This window comes from Microbacterium sp. S308A+, assembly GCF_049800815.1.
In the GTDB taxonomy this organism is placed as follows: domain Bacteria; phylum Actinomycetota; class Actinomycetes; order Actinomycetales; family Microbacteriaceae; genus Microbacterium.
On the sequence record NZ_JBNAFT010000001.1, the window covers coordinates 513,697 to 530,469 of the forward strand.

17 protein-coding genes, 2 tRNA genes and 1 pseudogene are annotated in these 16,773 nt (G+C 69.2%); 9 read left to right on the forward strand and 11 right to left on the reverse strand.

Features of this window, described 5'->3' with window-relative positions:
• Positions 1-44 precede the first annotated feature (44 nt).
• The 3 genes from ACP15J_RS02420 to ACP15J_RS02430 form a co-directional block, all read right to left on the reverse strand.
• A complete protein-coding gene (locus tag ACP15J_RS02420) occupies positions 45-593 on the reverse strand; it encodes a single-stranded DNA-binding protein (RefSeq protein WP_424935633.1) in 549 nt (182 codons plus the stop codon).
• A 141-nt stretch (positions 594-734) separates the two neighbouring features.
• Positions 735-1,259: a peptide-methionine (S)-S-oxide reductase MsrA gene (msrA, locus tag ACP15J_RS02425; protein WP_197220189.1), complete on the reverse strand. Its 525-nt coding sequence runs from the start codon at positions 1,257-1,259 to the stop codon at positions 735-737.
• A 45-nt stretch (positions 1,260-1,304) separates the two neighbouring features.
• Complete coding sequence (locus ACP15J_RS02430) at positions 1,305-1,931, reverse strand: LysE family translocator (RefSeq protein ID WP_424935632.1); 627 nt, start codon at positions 1,929-1,931, stop codon at positions 1,305-1,307.
• A 68-nt stretch (positions 1,932-1,999) separates the two neighbouring features.
• On the opposite strand from ACP15J_RS02430, the gene ACP15J_RS02435 reads away from it, so the two are divergent.
• Positions 2,000-2,272, forward strand: a complete 273-nt coding sequence (locus tag ACP15J_RS02435) for a hypothetical protein (RefSeq protein ID WP_424935631.1) — start codon at positions 2,000-2,002, stop codon at positions 2,270-2,272.
• Between the two features lie 109 nt (positions 2,273-2,381).
• Here ACP15J_RS02435 and ACP15J_RS02440 read toward each other — a convergent pair.
• A tRNA-Arg gene (locus ACP15J_RS02440) sits at positions 2,382-2,455 on the reverse strand.
• Between the two features lie 59 nt (positions 2,456-2,514).
• Between ACP15J_RS02440 and orn the strand changes: the two genes are divergently transcribed.
• From orn to ACP15J_RS02470, 6 genes and pseudogenes are all read left to right on the forward strand, one after another.
• Entirely contained in the window at positions 2,515-3,141 is a 627-nt protein-coding gene (gene orn / locus ACP15J_RS02445) for an oligoribonuclease (protein ID WP_424935630.1), read from the forward strand.
• Between the two features lie 36 nt (positions 3,142-3,177).
• A tRNA-His gene (locus tag ACP15J_RS02450) sits at positions 3,178-3,253 on the forward strand.
• Positions 3,254-3,435: 182 nt separating this feature from the next.
• A pseudogene (locus tag ACP15J_RS02455) lies at positions 3,436-3,840 on the forward strand (GNAT family N-acetyltransferase); the annotation flags it as partial.
• Positions 3,841-3,963: 123 nt separating this feature from the next.
• On the forward strand, positions 3,964-4,305 hold the full coding sequence (locus ACP15J_RS02460; protein WP_424980872.1) for a metallopeptidase family protein: 342 nt from the start codon (positions 3,964-3,966) through the stop codon (positions 4,303-4,305).
• A complete protein-coding gene (gene clpS / locus ACP15J_RS02465) occupies positions 4,302-4,598 on the forward strand; it encodes an ATP-dependent Clp protease adapter ClpS (protein WP_424935628.1) in 297 nt (98 codons plus the stop codon). Before ACP15J_RS02460 ends, clpS begins: the two co-directional genes overlap by 4 nt.
• 21 nt (positions 4,599-4,619) lie before the next feature.
• Complete coding sequence (locus ACP15J_RS02470; protein ID WP_424935627.1) at positions 4,620-5,111, forward strand: DUF2017 family protein; 492 nt, start codon at positions 4,620-4,622, stop codon at positions 5,109-5,111.
• Positions 5,112-5,191: 80 nt separating this feature from the next.
• Here the strand turns inward: ACP15J_RS02470 and ACP15J_RS02475 are convergent, their stop codons facing one another.
• From ACP15J_RS02475 to gatC, 6 genes are read right to left on the reverse strand one after another with little or no spacing between them, the layout of a single operon-like run.
• On the reverse strand, positions 5,192-5,773 hold the full coding sequence (locus ACP15J_RS02475; RefSeq protein ID WP_424935626.1) for a hypothetical protein: 582 nt from the start codon (positions 5,771-5,773) through the stop codon (positions 5,192-5,194).
• Positions 5,757-6,092 carry a hypothetical protein gene (locus tag ACP15J_RS02480; protein WP_424935625.1) on the reverse strand — a complete coding sequence of 112 codons (336 nt, stop codon included), beginning with the start codon at positions 6,090-6,092 and terminating at the stop codon, positions 5,757-5,759. The genes ACP15J_RS02475 and ACP15J_RS02480 overlap by 17 nt, the downstream gene beginning before the upstream one ends.
• Before the next feature lie 32 nt (positions 6,093-6,124).
• A complete protein-coding gene (dinB, locus tag ACP15J_RS02485) occupies positions 6,125-7,375 on the reverse strand; it encodes a DNA polymerase IV (RefSeq protein WP_424935624.1) in 1,251 nt (416 codons plus the stop codon).
• 40 nt (positions 7,376-7,415) lie between these two features.
• Complete coding sequence (gene gatB, locus ACP15J_RS02490) at positions 7,416-8,936, reverse strand: Asp-tRNA(Asn)/Glu-tRNA(Gln) amidotransferase subunit GatB (RefSeq protein ID WP_424935623.1); 1,521 nt, start codon at positions 8,934-8,936, stop codon at positions 7,416-7,418.
• Positions 8,936-10,453: an Asp-tRNA(Asn)/Glu-tRNA(Gln) amidotransferase subunit GatA gene (gene gatA / locus ACP15J_RS02495; protein ID WP_424936058.1), complete on the reverse strand. Its 1,518-nt coding sequence runs from the start codon at positions 10,451-10,453 to the stop codon at positions 8,936-8,938. Before gatA ends, gatB begins: the two co-directional genes overlap by 1 nt.
• A 14-nt stretch (positions 10,454-10,467) precedes the next feature.
• Positions 10,468-10,767 carry an Asp-tRNA(Asn)/Glu-tRNA(Gln) amidotransferase subunit GatC gene (gene gatC, locus ACP15J_RS02500; protein WP_424935622.1) on the reverse strand — a complete coding sequence of 100 codons (300 nt, stop codon included), beginning with the start codon at positions 10,765-10,767 and terminating at the stop codon, positions 10,468-10,470.
• 58 nt (positions 10,768-10,825) lie between these two features.
• Between gatC and ACP15J_RS02505 the strand changes: the two genes are divergently transcribed.
• Together ACP15J_RS02505 and ACP15J_RS02510 are read left to right on the forward strand one after the other, a co-directional pair.
• A complete protein-coding gene (locus ACP15J_RS02505; protein ID WP_424935621.1) occupies positions 10,826-12,526 on the forward strand; it encodes a long-chain-fatty-acid--CoA ligase in 1,701 nt (566 codons plus the stop codon).
• Positions 12,527-12,561: 35 nt separating this feature from the next.
• Positions 12,562-14,394 (forward strand): DEAD/DEAH box helicase, encoded by a 1,833-nt coding sequence (locus tag ACP15J_RS02510; RefSeq protein ID WP_424935620.1) that lies wholly within the window; start codon positions 12,562-12,564, stop codon positions 14,392-14,394.
• 42 nt (positions 14,395-14,436) lie between these two features.
• Here ACP15J_RS02510 and ligA read toward each other — a convergent pair whose 3' ends face one another.
• A complete protein-coding gene (ligA, locus tag ACP15J_RS02515) occupies positions 14,437-16,755 on the reverse strand; it encodes an NAD-dependent DNA ligase LigA (RefSeq protein ID WP_424935619.1) in 2,319 nt (772 codons plus the stop codon).
• Positions 16,756-16,773 lie beyond the last annotated feature (18 nt).

Below are 16,773 nucleotides of genomic sequence, written 5' to 3' on the forward strand. Positions count from 1 at the left end.
ACCTCCGAGGCGCCACTCGCGCCAGCAGAGGAACGCGGTTCCGCTCAGAACGGCATCTGCACCGCGTCCGCGCCCGTGACCGACCAGGCGTCCTCGCCCGACTCACGTCGTCGATCGCTCTCCCCCGGTCGCTCCGCGCTCATCGCGGTCCCCGCATCCATCGCAGACCCGCTCGCACCGGCCGCGACCTCGCCGTCCGGAACACCGACCTCACCCGGCCCTCGCGCCGCGCCGGCGCGTAGGGACCGGGTGAAGCGGCTCGTCCCCCACCGCAGATCCGGCCCGAGCGCCTCGGCGTCGACCTCGGCGGACATCCCGCGCCGGCCTGCCGACTCCCACTCGCGCAGCCGCAGCCGTCCCGTCACGATCAGGCTGTCGCCTTTGCCCAACGAGTCGCGCGCGTTGTCGGCGAGACGTCGGTACGCCGACACCGTGTACCAGTTGGTGCCTGCATCCACCCACGCCCCGTTCTTGGCATCGAAACGCCGACGATTGCTGGCGAGACGGAAGGTGAGGACGCTGACGCCGGACGGCGTCTGGGCGTGCTCAGGCGTGGAGGCGACGTTCCCCACGAGAGTGATGTGCTCGGTCATATCGGCTCCTCTGCATCCACCCGGCCCGCGGCTGCGAGCCCTGACGGATCCATGGTGGCTCTCTGTTCCAGCCCCCTGCGGCGCTCGCGCAGGATCCGTGGAGAGCTCAGCAGGACAGCCCGCTGTGCAGGAGTCGCAGCCTCAGACCTGGATGTACTCCGCGAACCGGGCGCGGACCTTGTTCACCTTCGGGACGGCGACGGCCAGGCAGTATCCCTGAGTGGGGTTCTTTGCGAAGAAGTCCTGGTGATAGTCCTCGGCAGGATAGAAGGCGCCGAGCGGCTCGATCGTCGTCACCGGCTGGCCGTCCCAGAGCGACGCCGCCCTCTCACGCGCCGCTTCGAAGAGCGCGCGCTGACTCTCGTCGGCGGGGAACATCGCGCTGCGGTACTGCGTGCCGACGTCGTTCCCCTGTCGATTGAGCTGTCGCGGGTCGTGCATCGTGAAGAACGCATCCAGGATCACCTCGGCGGGGATCGTCTCCGGATCGAAGGTCACCGCGACCGCCTCGGCGTGCCCCGTCCTTCCCGTGCACACGAGCTCGTAGCTCGGATCCGCCACGGAGCCCCCTGTGTATCCCGAGACGACCTCAGACACGCCCCGCAAGGGACGATAGGCGGCATCCAGACACCAGAAGCATCCACCGGCGAGAACGAAGGTCTCCATCAGGTTCCTCTCTCTGCGTGATCCCACGCTACGCGGCCGACGCGCTCAGTGGACGAAAAGCAGCAGCGCCGCCACGGCCACGAACAACGCGCCGAACACGATGTTCAACGTCCGACGGCCCCGTTCCGTTCCCGTCAACCGGCGAAATGGCCCCGCGGCCGCGGCGAAGAAGAACCACATCACCGCGATGTCGACGAGGACGACGGTGGCGAGAAGGACAAGATACTGCGGGATCGGCTCACGATCGAGTCGGATGAACTGCGGCACGAACGCGAGGAAGAAGACGATCGCCTTCGGATTGAGCAGATTCACCCAGAAGCCGCGACGGAACATCGGCCACGCACCCTCGCGCTGCCTCTCGACGAGCTCTCCAGCGTCGTCTGAGACCGGACGGACGAGGATCAGCCGCACGCCGAGGAAGACCAGATAGGCGGCTCCCAGGTAGCGGATCGCCTCGAACAGCGGTGGGACGCGGGCGACGAGCAGCCCTACGCCTGCCGCCACGATCGCGACGTGCACCACCAGGGCGAGCTGTTGTCCGAGGATCCCCCAGATCGAACGACGCCATCCCTCCTTGAGCGCATTGCTCATGGTGTTGATCGCCCCCGCACCCGGGGTCAGGCTGATCACGGCGCACGCGGCGAGGAGGGAGAGCCAGATGGTCCACGTCACCAGCACAGTGTAAGGACCCTGACCGATGTCGGTGGTGGTCCGTACGTTCGAATCCGAGAGGAGAAGACATGACCCCTATCGACCGCCGCACCACCGACGGGCTCCCCGCCATCCGCTGGGCTGCGCCGTCGCTCGCATCGACACGGGAGTCCCTGCACCCGGCAGGAGAACGTCTCTGGCGGGTCGTCGACCAGAGGGGCGTCATCCGCGGCCACCTGCGTCTCATCCCCGATCCTCTGGGCGTTCGCTACCGCGCCGAGCACCTCCACCTTCCGACCAGGACGTTCCGTCTCGTCGGCGACTTCTGGCGCGCCGACGACGCCGTCGCCGCGCTGCGGTGAGGCCCCCTCAACCTCCAAGGCCACTCTCATGAGCCTCGCCGTCGTCTTGCCACCGCGGGTTTCCGCGCTCCGCGTCCTTCGCCGCGTGGAGCGCCGCGAACCTCCGAGGTGCCCCCGGCAGGATTCGAACCTGCGACCGGCGGATTAGAAGGCCGCTGCTCTATCCAGCTGAGCTACGAGGGCGCTGTCCACAAGGATATCCCGAACAGTGCCCCGCTCACCGCCGGCCATAGGATGGGCACATGGTTTCTGCGTCCGAGAACGACCGGCTCGTCTGGATCGACTGCGAGATGACGGGACTCGACCTCGGGGTCGACGAACTGGTCGAGATCGCCGTGGTGATCACCGACTTCGAGCTCAGACCACTCGATCCGGGCTTGCAGATCGTCATCGCCCCAGGAACCGCGGCCCTGGAGAACATGGGCGAGTTCGTCACCGAGATGCACCGGACGTCAGGACTCCTGGACGAGATCCCGAGCGGGGTCCCGCTCGCCGAGGCGCAGGCGCGCACCATGGAGTACATCCGCCGCTTCGTCCCCCAGGAGCGAAAGGCGCCCCTGGCCGGCAACACGATCGGCACCGATCGGATGTTCCTCGCAAAGTACATGCCCGAGGTCGACAGATACCTCCACTACCGCAATGTGGACGTCTCGAGCATCAAGGAGCTCTCCCGGCGATGGTATCCACGCGTCTTCTTCCAGGCCCCGCCGAAGGACGGCGGTCATCGCGCCCTCGCCGACATCCTCGAGTCCATTCGCGAGCTGCGCTACTACCGGCGCGCGATCTTCGTGGCCGAGCCCGGCCCGAGCAGCGACGAGGCCAAGACACACGCGGACTCCATCGTTTCGGAGTTCACCCCGAACCTGTAATAGACTGTCCTGGTTGCCCGCTCCGGCGAGCACATGGTGGGTATAGCTCAGTTGGTAGAGCACCTGGTTGTGGTCCAGGGGGCCGCGGGTTCAAGTCCCGTTACTCACCCCAAGCAACCACCGCATTGACGGTGGCTTCGTACGAGGCCCTTCTCACGCTGTTCGTGACGCATACGAAGGACATCACCGTCGTGCGCGACCGACTCCCGCCGGGAACAGCTGGGGCGGGATCGGCTGTCGCTGATCTGCGCGAGCGGCGCCGCTCGCGCACCGCGCGCTCGGTAGCATCGGGTTATGCCGTCTTTCGTCCGCCTCGCCACCGAGGCCGACCTCGGCCACCTCGCCGAGATCGAGCGGGCGGCCGACCGAGCCTTCGCCCCGCTGTTCGGGGACGTCGACTGGGGCGAGCCGCCATCCGGGCACGATCGCGCCGCGGAGGAAGGCTTCATCCTCGTCGTCACAGAGGACGAGGATGGCGTCCCCGTGGGCTTCGTCCACGTCCTCGAGCCCATGCTCGACGCAGGCCGCCTCGCGCATCTCGAACAGCTCTCGGTCCATCCCAACCACGCCCGCCGCGGACACGGCAGGGAGCTCGTCGATGCGGCGCTCGATGAGGCGGCCGACCGCGGGCACGAGACGGTTTCCTTGCGCACCTATCAGGAGGTTCCCTGGAACGCGCCGTTCTACCGTTCTCTCGGCTTCGCCGAGGAGCAGAGTCCCGACGACACATTCCACCGCGGCCTCGTCACCGCGGAGACGGAACTCGGCCTCGACCGCTGGGGGCCCCGGGTGCATATGTCCATCAGGGTCGCCGCGCTGGAGATGACGACCGAGGACTTCGAGGAGCTCGTCGTCGACGAGCTCGACCGTCTTCCCGACGACATGGTCGACGGGCTCGACAACGTCGTCTTCGTCGTCGAGGACCGCCCGGAAGACGGCAGCCTCGATCTCCTGGGCCTCTACGACGGTCTCGCGGTCACGGAACGAGGGAACTACGGCATGGGCGAGCTTCCGGATCGCATCATCCTCTACCGCGAGCCCCATCTCGCGCAGTGCACGACGGAGGATGCCCTCCGAGACGAGGTGCACACGACCCTGGTGCACGAGATCGCCCACTATTACGGCATCGACGACAGGCAACTCCACGAGATGGGCTGGGCATGAGCGCGCCTCTCCTTGTTCCCGAGACCGGCGAGGCCGCCCAGACGCAGGGCTCGCCGGCGCGTCCCTGGCAGCTCGTCGTCTGGGACGATCCGGTGAACCTCATGACCTACGTGGCAAGGGTCTTCCGCACCTATTTCGGGTACCCGCAGGATCTGGCGACCAGCCTGATGCTCGCCGTGCACACCGAAGGTCACGCGGTGGTCGCCACGGGGCCGCGTGAGACCATGGAGGTCCACGCCCAGGCGATGCACGACTACGGGCTCTGGGCGACCGTCCGCCAGAGCGACGACTGACCGGATCGGAAAGAGTCCCCCATGAACGACCGCCTCGTGCTCCTCCCCCTCGCCCGGATCGAGGGGCGCCATCTCGCCGACCTCGTCGACCAGTTCCTGGAACTGCTCACCGACACCGAGCTCGGGCCGCATGCCGACCCGGGGCTCCGGCGGCTGACACCCGATGTCTATCCGGACGACGCGGAGGCGTCCGCCGAGTTCGCGGAGGCGACGGCCGACGACCTCCTGGACCGCCGGGCGGCCGACGCCCGCGTCGTGCGCGCAGGCCTGCGCCGCTTCGTCGACGGCGCCGGAGACGACGCCGATCCCATCGACGCCGTGATCGCCGAGGCGGACCTGGACGCCTGGCTGCGCACGCTCGCCGCGCTCCGGCTCGTCATCGCCTCCCGGCTCGGGATCGAGACGGACGCGGATCACGACCGCGAGGATCCCCGGTTCGGGGTCTACGACTGGCTCGGCTACCGGCTGGACGGGCTCGTCGAGGCCGCCGAGGCCCGCGAGACGCCCGCCTGAGGAGAGACCACTCCCGCTGTCGGCGTCGACGCCCCGGGTCGCCCGGTGCCCCACGGCGCAACGCGACGTGGCTGCGTCCGCTACGGGATCCGAACCAGGAGCGTGGCCAGCTCCAGCGGCCGGTCACGGTGCAGGTGGCTCTCCTCCTGTCGCGCCCAGCGTTCCCAGTGCGGGCGGAACGTATCGCCGTCACGTGCCAGCGCCCGCGCCTTCCGGCTGGGCTCCGGAGACTCCACCCACACCCGCACGTCGGCGAGGCGGGCGGAGCGACGGGTGAGGATCCCGCAGCCCTCCACGACCACTCCCCTCGCGGGGTCAACGGCGTAGCTCTCGGCGTATGCCCCCGCCGTCCAGTCGTAGCGCTGCCAGGTGCCCAGGAGGCCACGTCCGTGCGGGCGGAGCACGCGCTCATAGGCGTAATCTGCTCCCTGCGCGAGGCCGTCCCAGCCCGGATAGACCGAATCCAGGGCGATCGACTGCACGTCTGTCGTCAGGGGCCAGTTCACCGCGAGCAGCCGAGCGAGGCTCGTCTTCCCCGCGCCGCTGCGACCGTCGATGAGGACGACGGGATTCGACGCGGCGACGGCACGGACCGCGGCACGCAGACGTTCGACGCCGTCGCGGAGCGCTTCGGCGACAGGATCGTCACTTCTTGAGGACACGGATGATGCGCGAGATCGCCCGACCGGCGACCCAGACGAAAGGGATCGCCACCGCGAGCAGGGAGACGAAGTTCGGCTCGAAGCGGAGACCCTCCTCCCGCTTCACATACACGCCGAGAGGGATGGCCACACCGCCGCCCCCGCCCCCGCTGGCGTTGCCGGGGGCATCGGACGCGTCGAAGTCGCCTCCGCCGAACCCGGACATCGTGAGCGCAACCGGCGTGAACTGCGCTCCGTCGACCTCCATGGTCTCCCCATAGGCGCTCTTCACGCCGAGCGATGCGGCGTTCTTACCCAGCTCCAGTGCGATGTGCGGCATTCCCCCACGCTAGCCCACCACACCGGTCGACGTCATTCGAGGCCACGGTCCCTCGGGAGTGGCGCACCGCGCCCCTCGCCCGCAGCGAGGTGACGTGCCCGCGTGATCATCGCCGAGCCGAAGCGTGCGCGCGCGTCATCGACCGCCCCCTCCACACGCCGCCAGTCGGCGTCGTCGTCCCAGAGGGCGATTCCGGAACCGGCCTGACCCAGCCGCTCGGCGCGCACGCCGATCAGCCGCACGGGATCGCGGCGTTCGATCCCGTCGAACAGGGAACGCGCCACCTCTCCGATGCGGTGTCCGACCGAGGTCGGCTCGGTGAGTGCCTGCGAGCGGGTGATCGTCGTGAAATCGGCGAACCGGACCTTGATGGCCACTCCCCCGGCCTCCCATTCCGCCTTCCGGAGACGAGCGGCCACGCGGTCGGCAAGGCGCAGCAGCTCGGACCGCAGCTCCTCACGATCGACCACGTCCACGCCGAACGTCTCCTCGTGCCCGACGCTCTTCTCCATTCGCGTCGTCTGCACGGCACGCGGATCCCGCCCCTCCGCGAGGTCACGGAGTCGGGTCCCGAGAGCGCCGCCCACCGCACGCTCCAACGAGGACTCCGGTGCCGTTCGGATGTCCCGGATCAGCCGGATCCCCCGTGATTCGAGCGCCTCGGCCGCTTTGGGTCCCACACCCCACATCGCGCGCACCGGCCGGTCAGAGAGGAAGTCCCGGGTGGAGGGCTCGGAGACGACGAGCAGGCCGTCCGGCTTCGCGATGGTCGACGCCATCTTCGCCACGTGCTTGGTGGCCGCAGCGCCCACGCTGCAGGTGATGCCCACCTCCTCGACGACACGACGCCGGATCAGCCGCGCGACCTCGGCCGGGCTGCCCCAGAGCCGGCGGACCCCCCGCACGTCGAGGAACGCCTCATCGATCGACAGCGGCTCGACCAGTGGAGTGATCGACTCGAAGATCGCCATGACACGCCGCGACACCTTCTGATAGCGACGGAAGTCCGGCGGCACGATCCGCGCGGCGGGGCACAGCCGAAGCGCCTGCGATACCGGCATCGCCGACCGCACACCGAACCGCCGCGCCTCGTAGGAGGCGCTTGAGACCACTGACCTGCCATCGGGCGAGCCGATGATCAGCGGGAGCCCACGCAACGACGGGTCATGCAGCACCTCGACAGCCGCGTAGAACGCGTCCATGTCGACGTGCAGGATCCCCGCCCCCGTGTCGTCGGCATCGTCGCCCGAGACGATGCGCCCTGATCCGTCGCCGCGTCCCATGACTCGATTGTCCTCCAGGCCGCGGACATCCGGAACACGGTCACAAGCCGGCGGAGGCCCGCTCCAGGACCAGCTCGCGCACACGCGCGGCGTCGGCCTGGCCCTTCATCGCCTTCATCACGGCACCGATGATCGCGCCCGCTGCCTGCACCTTGCCGTCCTGGATCTTCGCCAGCACGTCCGGCTGCGCGGCCAGGGCGTCGTCGATCGCGGCGATGAGCGCGCCGTCATCGGAAACGACGGCGAGACCCCGCGCGTCGACGACCTCCTGCGGAGCACCCTCGCCGGCGATGACCCCGTCCAGCACCTGACGGGCGAGCTTGTCGGTGAGCGTACCCGCGTCGACGAGCCCCTGGAGCGCCGCGACGTTCCGAGGGGTGATGAGCTCCGCAGGCTCGCGCTCCTGCAGGTTCGCGATCCGGATGATCTCGCCCGTCCACCATTTGCGGGCGGCGGCGGGCGTCGTGCCGGCGGCGATGGTCGCGGCCACCTCCTCGACCACGCCGTTGTTCGTCACGTCCTGAAACTCCTGGTCGCTGAAACCCCACTCCGCCTTCAGACGGCGGCGACGGGCCACCGGCTGCTCGGGCAGGGCTGAGCGCAGTTCCTCGACAAGCTCGCGCGGCGGCTGCACGGGCAGCAGGTCCGGCTCGGGGAAGTAACGATAGTCGTCGGCGTCCGACTTGGGCCGGCCGGGCGAGGTGGTCCCCGTGTCCTCGTGCCAGTGTCGCGTCTCCTGCGTGACCGTCCCTCCGTCAGCGAGGATCTGCGCCTGACGCTGGATCTCGTACCGTACCGCACGCTCGACCGAGCGCATCGAGTTGACGTTCTTCGTCTCGGTGCGGGTGCCGAGTCTCTCCTGCCCCCGCGGGCGGAGGGAGACGTTCGCGTCGCAGCGGAGGTTCCCGCGCTCCAGCCGAGCCTCGGAGATACCCAACGCGCGCACGATGTCGCGGATGGCGGCGACGTACGCCTTCGCGTATTCGGGAGCACGCCCCTCGGCGCCGAAGATCGGCTTCGTCACGATCTCGACGAGGGGCACCCCTGCGCGGTTGTAGTCGACGAGCGAGTATTCCGCGCCCTGGATGCGTCCCGTGGCACCGCCCATGTGTGTGAGCTTTCCGGCGTCCTCCTCCATGTGTGCGCGCTCGATCGGGATCGTCACCAGCGTGCCGTCCTCGAGCTCGACCTCGACCGATCCCTCGAAGGCGATCGGCTCGTCGTACTGAGAGATCTGGTAGTTCTTCCCGAGGTCCGGATAGAAGTAGTTCTTCCGCGCGAACCGGCTCGACGACGCAATCGAGCAGCCGAGCGCCAGGCCGAGGCTGATCGAGGAGCGCACAGCCTCGGCGTTGACGACCGGGAGGGCGCCGGGGAGCCCGAGGTCGACCGGGGCGATGAGCGTGTTCGGCGCCGCGCCATGAAACTCCTCGTGCGCGGGGTTCGGCGCATCCGAGAACATCTTCGTGCGGGTGTTCAGCTCGACGTGCACCTCGAATCCGAGCACGGGCTCGAACATCTCGACAGCCTTGTCGAAGTCCATCAGTTTCGCGGCGGCCATCAGCCCTTCCCTCCTGCGAGCTCGGGGGCCCGGTCCAGCAGCGGAGCACCCCAGGAATCGATCAGCGCCGCCTCGAGCGCCGCACCCACCCGATACAGACGAGCGTCCTCCCGCGCCGGGGCGAGGAACTGGATCCCGACCGGGAGCCCGTCCTCCGCCGCGAGGCCGGAGGGGATGGAGATCCCCGGCACGCCGGCGAGGTTCGCCGGGATCGTGGTCAGGTCGTTGAGGTACATCTGCAGCGGGTCGCCGACCTTCTCCCCCAGCCGGAACGCCGTGGTGGGCGCCGAAGGCGTGGCGATGACGTCGACGCCGTCGAACGCGGCGGAGAAGTCCTGCTGGATGAGCGTGCGCACCTTCTGCGCGCTGCCGTAATAGGCGTCGTAGTACCCGGCGGACAGCGCGTAGGTGCCGAGGATGATCCGACGCTTCACCTCTGCGCCGAACCCTGCCTCACGCGTCGCGGACATCACGTCCTCCACGGTCGGGCTTCCGTCCGGGGTCACCCGGAGTCCGAACCGGACGGAGTCGAACTTCGCGAGGTTGCTCGACGCCTCGGCGGGAAGGATCAGGTAGTACGCCGCGACGCCGTACTCGAAGTGCGGCGCGGAGATCTCCACGATCTCCGCGCCCTGCGCCTCCATGAGCGCAAGAGCGTCGCGGAACGACGCCGCGACGCCGGACTGGAACCCCGAGTCGGGGAGCTCGCGGATCACGCCGACTCGAAGCCCCCGGAGCACCTCACCGGTAGCGCCCTCGCGCGCGGCGGCGGCGAAGGACGGCCAGGCATCCGGAAGCGACGTGGAGTCGCGCGGGTCGTGCCCGCCGATCACGTCGTGCAGGAGACCGGCATCGAGCACCGTGCGGGTCACGGGACCGACCTGGTCGAGGCTGGACGCCAGAGCGATCGCACCGTAGCGGCTGACGCCGCCGTAGGTCGGCTTGACGCCCACCGTGCCGGTGACGTGTGCAGGCTGACGGATGGACCCTCCCGTGTCGGACCCCAGAGCGAGCGGCGCCTCGAACGCGGCCACCGCCGCCGCCGAGCCGCCGCCGGAACCGCCGGGGATCCGGTCGAGATCCCAGGGGTTGTGCGTGGGACCGTAGGCCGAGTGCTCGGTCGAGGAGCCCATCGCGAACTCGTCCATGTTCGTCTTGCCGAGCGGGATGAGACCTGCGTCGCGCGAGCGGGCGACGACCGTCGCATCGAACGGCGAGAGGTATCCCTCGAGGATCCTCGATCCGCTCGTGGAGGGCTGATCGGTGGTCACCAGGACGTCCTTGATCGCCAGCGGGACGCCTGCGACCGGGCCGAGCTCATCGCCCGCCGCACGGCGACGGTCGACCTCGGCGGCCGCGTCCAGCGCGCGCTCGTTGACGTGGAGGAACGCATGCACGTCGCCGTCGACGGCCGCGATGCGGTCCAGATGCGCCTGCGTCGCCTCGACACTGGAGACGTCGCCTGCGGCGATCCTCTCGCCGAGCTCGGCGGCGGTCCAGCGGACGATGTCGCTCATGGCCCCGCGCTCGCTCACTGCTCCTCCCCCAGGATCGCGGTGACGCGGAAGCGGTCGTCCGCGGCGTCAGGCGCATTCTGCAGCACCTGCTCGATCGTGAGCGTCTGTCCGACCTCGTCGGGGCGGAGGATGTTGCTCAGCGCGATCGGGTGGCTCGTGGCGGCGACATCGGGGGTCGCCACCTCGGCGACCTTCGCGATGTTGTCGACGATGGCGTCGAGCTGACCGGTCAGCTGCGACACCTCGTCATCGTCGAGTCGGATGCGCGCGAGCACGCCGAGATGGCGCACGAGATCAGGGGTGATTTCAGACACCGCTCCAGTCTATGAGAGCCCGTGCCCGTTCCGACGCCGCCACAATTAGGCTGGCCCTATGACGACGTTCGTTCCGCCGCGCCCCTGGACCACCAGCTACGCGGACGGCGTCCCGGAGGATCTCACTCCCGTCGACGGGTCGCTGGTCGACATCGTGGCCGCTTCCGCCCGCGACTACCCCGACGCGCCCGCATTGCAGTTCTTCGGTCGGGAAACGACCTACGCCGAGCTGCAGAACGCGATCGACCGCGCTGCGGCAGGACTCCGTGAGCTCGGCGTCGGCCCCGGCGACCCGGTCGCGATCGTCCTTCCGAACTGCCCGCAGCATATCGTCGCGTTCTACGCGGTGCTGCGGCTCGGGGCCGTCGTCGTCGAGCACAACCCGCTGTACACGCCCCGAGAGCTGCGCAAGCAGTTCGAGGACCACGGTGCGAAGCACGCGATCGTCTGGAACAAGGTCGTCGCGACCGTGCAGGGCTTTCCCGAGGATCTCACCGTGCAGACCCTCGTCTCGGTCGACGTCACCCGGGCGATGCCCGCGCTGACTCGTCTCGCCCTCCGTCTACCGGTCGCGAAGGCGCGCGAGTCGCGGGACGCGCTCACCGCGCCGGTTCGGGGCACCGTGGTCTGGGAGTCTCTCCTGGCCTCCGCGCCCCTGCCGTCGTCCCACCCGCGACCGACCACCGACGACCTCGCCATCATCCAGTACACCTCCGGCACCACGGGCACGCCGAAGGGGGCGTCGCTCACACATCGCAACCTCCTCGCCAACGCCGCCCAGGCACAGGCATGGGTTCCGTCGATCGAGCGGGGCAACGGCTGCGTCGTGTACGCCGTGCTGCCGATGTTCCACGCTTACGGGCTCACTCTCTGCCTGACCTTCGCGATGTCGATGGGCGCCCGTCTCGTGCTGTTCCCGAAGTTCGATCCGGACCTCGTGCTCGAGGCCGCCAAGAAACACCCCGCGACCTTTCTCCCGCTCGTGCCGCCGATCGCCGAGCGCCTGCTGCGCGCAGCACGGGAGAAGGGCGTCTCGCTGGCCGGGACCGAGATCGCGATCTCCGGTGCGATGGCGCTGCCGCACGAGCTGGTCGTGCCCTTCGAGGCCGCCTCGGGCGGGTATCTCGTCGAAGGGTACGGTCTCAGCGAGTGCTCACCCGTCCTGATGGCCAATCCGGTCGCCGAGAACCGCGTCCCCGGCACGGTCGGCCTGCCGCTGCCCGGCACCGAGTGTCGCGTGGTCGATCCCGAGGACCCGACGCGCGACGTCGAGCCAGGAGCGCCTGGTGAGCTGATCGTCCGAGGGCCGCAGGTGTTCTCCGGCTACTACGGCAAGCCCGAGGAGACGGAGGCCGTGTTCGTGGACGGCTGGTTCCGCACCGGAGACATCGTGACCGTCGATGACAGAGGCTTCGTCCGCATCGTGGATCGGATCAAGGAACTCATCATCACGGGCGGCTTCAACGTCGCGCCGACCGAGGTCGAGGGCGCTCTCCGCCAGCATCCCGACGTGAGCGACGCCGCCGTCGTGGGGCTCCCCAGCGATCACTCCGGCGAGGAGGTCGTCGCGGCGATCGTCGTCGACGGCGAGAAGGACGTCGACGTCGAGGCGATCCGGGAGTTCGTCCGCGGCATCCTCACGCCGTACAAGGTCCCGCGGCGGATCTTCGTGGTCGACGAGCTCCCCACGTCCCTCATTGGCAAGGTGCTGCGCCGCCAGGTGCGCGACCGTCTCCTCGCCCTCACCTCCGGTTCCTGAGCGCCGGCCGCGCTCCCAGGCGCTACGGTTGGGAAGTGGCACCAGAAGACGCAGTGACGACCGACACCCCCGACGAGACCGACGCGGCCCCCGGATTCGACCGGCTCGGCATCACCGGCCCTGTCCTGAAAGCCATCCTCGACCTGGGCTACGAGACGCCGTCGCCGATCCAGGCGGCGACCATTCCCCTGCTGCTCGCCGGCCGCGACGTGCTGGGCATGGCCCAGACCGGCACCGGAAAGACCGCGGCCTTCGCCCTGCCCGTGCTGGAGCAGATCGACCTGTCCCAGAAGCTCCCGCAGGCGCTCGTCCTCGCCCCCACCCGCGAGCTCGCGCTGCAGGTCTGCGAGGCGTTCGAGTCCTATGCGTCGCGGATGAAGGGCGTGCACGTCCTGCCCGTCTATGGAGGCCAGGGCTACGGAGTGCAGCTGTCTGCCCTCCGACGCGGCGTGCACGTCGTCGTCGGAACCCCCGGGCGCATCATGGACCATCTCGCCAAGGGCACGCTCGACCTGTCCGACCTCAAGCATCTCGTGCTCGACGAGGCCGACGAGATGCTGAAGATGGGGTTCGCCGAAGACGTCGAGCAGATTCTCGCGCAGACGCCGGACGACAAGCAGGTCGCCCTGTTCTCGGCGACCATGCCCGCGCAGATCCGTCGGCTCGCCCAGCAGTATCTGCACGATCCCGAGGAGGTCTCGATCAAGGCGAGGACCGCCACCAACGCGAACATCTCCCAGCGGTACCTCGTGGTCTCCTACGCGCAGAAGGTGGACGCCCTCACCCGCATCCTCGAAGTGGAGAACTTCGACGGGATGATCGTGTTCGTCCGCACCAAGAACGAGACCGAGACCCTGGCCGAGAAGCTGAGGGCCCGAGGATACTCCGCCGCCGCGATCAACGGCGACGTCCCGCAGGTGCAGCGCGAGCGCACCGTCGGACACCTCAAGGACGGCAAGCTCGACATCCTCGTCGCCACCGATGTCGCCGCACGCGGGCTGGACGTCGAGCGAATCAGCCACGTCGTCAACTTCGACATCCCCACCGACACCGAGTCTTATGTGCACCGGATCGGCCGTACGGGCCGGGCCGGCCGGACCGGCGACGCGATCAGCTTCATCACGCCGCGCGAGCGCTACCTCCTCACCCACATCGAGAAGGCGACCAGGCAGCAGCCGACACAGATGCAACTGCCCACGACAGAGGACGTGAACAGCACCCGCCTCGCGCGATTCGACGACGCGATCACCGCCGCGCTGGAGGAGACGACGCGGATCGAGGGCTTCCGCGACATCATCGCGCATTACGTCCGGCACCATGACGTGCCGGAGGCCGACGTGGCCGCCGCGCTCGCCGTCGTCGCCCAGGGTGAGACCCCGCTCCTGCTCGACCCGGCGAACGATCCGCTGTCCGCAGCGCTCGCCGCCGACAACCGGCCCGCACGTCAGGGCAAGGAACGGTCTCCGCGGAACGAGCGCCGAGGCAGATCGGACTATGCGCCATACCGGATCGAGGTCGGCCGACGTCATCGGGTCGAGCCGCGGCAGATCGTCGGAGCCCTCGCGAACGAGGGCGGGCTCGGCCGTGACGACTTCGGCGCGATCACCATCCGCCCTGACTTCTCGATCGTCGAGCTCCCCGCCGACCTCGCCCCCGCGGTGCTGGAGCGTCTGCGCGACACCCGGATCTCCGGACGCCCGATCGAGATCCGCCCCGACGAGGGTCGTCCTGGCGGACGCGCTCGTTCGCGCGACGGCCGCACCTCGAGCGCCCCTCGCCGCGACGCTCCCGGCCGCGACCGGAACGATGCACCGAGCCGCGACCGGAAGGACGACCGGCCGCCGCGCAAGCCACGCCACAAGGGTTGACCGGCGAGGGCGGCCGACCGCCACGTCGGTTCGCCCGCCTGCTCAGTCGAGTGCGCTGGGGCCTTGCGTCACGAGGAGGTGGAACTGTATGGCATCGAGGATCCGGATCCCGAGCTCTTCCGCCTTCGCCAGCTTGGAGCCCGCGCCGGGACCAGCGGCGACGAAGTCGGTCTTCTTCGACACACTGGACGCCGCCTTGCCGCCTGCTCTGATGATCGCTTCCTGCGCGCCTTCCCGCGTATAGCCGTCCAGGGAGCCCGTGGCGACGACCGTGAGCCCGTCGAGCACTCCCCCTGCCGCGTCGGCAGCACCCGGGCCGGGATGACCGGGCGTGGACCATTGCACACCGGCCTCAGCCCATCGCCGGACGATCTCCTGATGCCAGTCCACCGCGAACCATTCGAGCAGCGAATCGGCGATGATCCCGCCCACGCCCTCGACGGCGGCGAGCTCCTCGCGTGACGCCGCGCGAATGGCGTCCAGCGAGCCGAACCACTGCGCCAGCGCACGGGCTGCGACAGGACCGACGTGACGGATGTTCAACGCCACCAGCAGCCGATAGAGCTCTTTGGTCTTCGCCTTCTCGAGCTCGGCCAGCAGCGTCTGTGCCTGGGTGGACGGCTGCGGGCCCTCGAGCCCGGCCTTGCGCTCCGCCGGCGTCGGATTGCGACGGAACGGCGAGCGGGTCTTCACCTGACCGTCCTCGTCCTCCTTGGGAAGCCCGGTCTCCGCGTCTCTGACCACCGCCTCGATCGGCACGAGCTGCTCAAGCGTCAGCTCGAACAGGCCCGCCTCTGTGACGAGAGGCGGCACCGCAGGGAAGGTCGGCTGGGTCAGCGCGGCCGCTGTCACCTCACCGAGCGCCTCGATGTCGAGCGCTCCGCGCGACCCGATGTGCTCGACGCGTCCTCGCACCTGGGCGGGGCAGGACCGGGCGTTCGGGCAACGCAGGTCGATGTCGCCCTCCTTCATCGGACGCAAAGGGGTCCCGCACTCGGGACAGCTCTCCGGCATGACGAACTCCCGCTCGGTGCCGTCTCGCCGGTCGACGACCGGCCCCAGCACTTCGGGGATGACATCGCCCGCCTTGCGGAGCACGACGGTGTCGCCGATGAGCACGCCCTTCGCCTTGACCACGTCCTTGTTGTGCAGGGTCGCCTGACGCACCACGCTCCCGGCCACGTGCGCCGGCGCCATGACGGCGAACGGGGTGGCGCGGCCGGTACGACCCACGGAGACCACGATGTCGAGGAGCGTGGTCTGCACCTCCTCCGGGGGGTACTTGTAGGCGATGGCCCACCTCGGCGCACGGCTCGTCGCACCGAGCTCATCATGCAGAGCCAGCTCATCGACCTTGACGACGATGCCGTCGAGCTCATGCTCGATGTCGTGGCGATGCTCGCCGAACTGCTCGACGAACGCCACCACCTCGTCGGTCGTCCTGCACACGCGCGCATGCGGGCTCGTCGGCAGGCCCCAGCCGGCGAGCAGCTCGTACACCTCGCTCTGCGCCGCGACCGGCGGATCCGGCCATGCACCGATCCCGTGCACATAGAGCGCCAAGGAATCAACGCGCAGGAGCCCCGCCTCGTGCTCGAGCCCCTCCTTCTTGTCGAGTTGCTGTCTGAGGCCGCCGCTGGCGGCGTTTCGCGGATTGGCGAACGAGGGGAACCGGCGCGCGGCGGCCGCCTTCGCCTTCTCTTCATCGAAGGGCCTCTTCGCGCCGGTGCGTGCCTCCCAGCGGGCGAACGCGTCAGCGTAGGCCTGCTCGCGGAAGGCAGCCTGAGCGGCGTTCAGCCGTTCGAAGGCGGCGACGGGAATGAACACCTCGCCGCGCACCTCGACGAGGGAAGGGTGCCCGGTTCCCGTCAGGCTGGCCGGGATGCCGGCGATACGCAGGGCGTTCTCGGTGACGATCTCGCCGACCCGTCCGTCACCGCGGGTCGCCGCGGAGGTGAGGACGCCGTGCTCGTAGCGCAGGCTGATCGCGAGCCCGTCGATCTTCAGCTCGGTGAGCCAGGCGACGTCGCGCCCCGCGGCCGCACGCGTCTTCGCCGTCCACTCCCGCAGCTCGTCGACGGAGAAGACGTTGTCGAGGCTCAGCATCCTTTCCGCATGCTCGATCGTCGCCAGCTCGGTACCTTCGGCCGCGCCGACCATCTGCGTCGGCGAGTCCTGACCTTGAAGCTCGGGGCGCAGCCGCTCCAATTCCTCGAGACGACGCATCCAGGCGTCATAGGTGGCGTCGTCGACGAGCGACGTGTCACGCCCGTAGTACGCGTCCTTCGCTTCGAGGATGCGGGTGGTCAGCTCGTCGGCCTCGGCTCGCGCGGCGTCCAGCGGGATCTCGTTCTCTGGCACCTCGCAATTCTATGAGCG

Coding starts and splice junctions, on each gene's coding strand:
- ACP15J_RS02420 (WP_424935633.1), bottom strand. CDS start 593: ATGACCGAGCACATCACTCTCGTGGGGAACGTCGCCTCCACGCCTGAG.
- msrA (WP_197220189.1), bottom strand. CDS start 1,259: ATGGAGACCTTCGTTCTCGCCGGTGGATGCTTCTGGTGTCTGGATGCC.
- ACP15J_RS02435 (WP_424935631.1), top strand. CDS start 2,000: ATGACCCCTATCGACCGCCGCACCACCGACGGGCTCCCCGCCATCCGC.
- orn (WP_424935630.1), top strand. CDS start 2,515: ATGGTTTCTGCGTCCGAGAACGACCGGCTCGTCTGGATCGACTGCGAG.
- ACP15J_RS02460 (WP_424980872.1), top strand. CDS start 3,964: ATGACGACCGAGGACTTCGAGGAGCTCGTCGTCGACGAGCTCGACCGT.
- clpS (WP_424935628.1), top strand. CDS start 4,302: ATGAGCGCGCCTCTCCTTGTTCCCGAGACCGGCGAGGCCGCCCAGACG.
- ACP15J_RS02470 (WP_424935627.1), top strand. CDS start 4,620: ATGAACGACCGCCTCGTGCTCCTCCCCCTCGCCCGGATCGAGGGGCGC.
- ACP15J_RS02480 (WP_424935625.1), bottom strand. CDS start 6,092: ATGCCGCACATCGCACTGGAGCTGGGTAAGAACGCCGCATCGCTCGGC.
- dinB (WP_424935624.1), bottom strand. CDS start 7,375: ATGGGACGCGGCGACGGATCAGGGCGCATCGTCTCGGGCGACGATGCC.
- gatB (WP_424935623.1), bottom strand. CDS start 8,936: ATGGCCGCCGCGAAACTGATGGACTTCGACAAGGCTGTCGAGATGTTC.
- gatA (WP_424936058.1), bottom strand. CDS start 10,453: ATGAGCGACATCGTCCGCTGGACCGCCGCCGAGCTCGGCGAGAGGATC.
- ACP15J_RS02505 (WP_424935621.1), top strand. CDS start 10,826: ATGACGACGTTCGTTCCGCCGCGCCCCTGGACCACCAGCTACGCGGAC.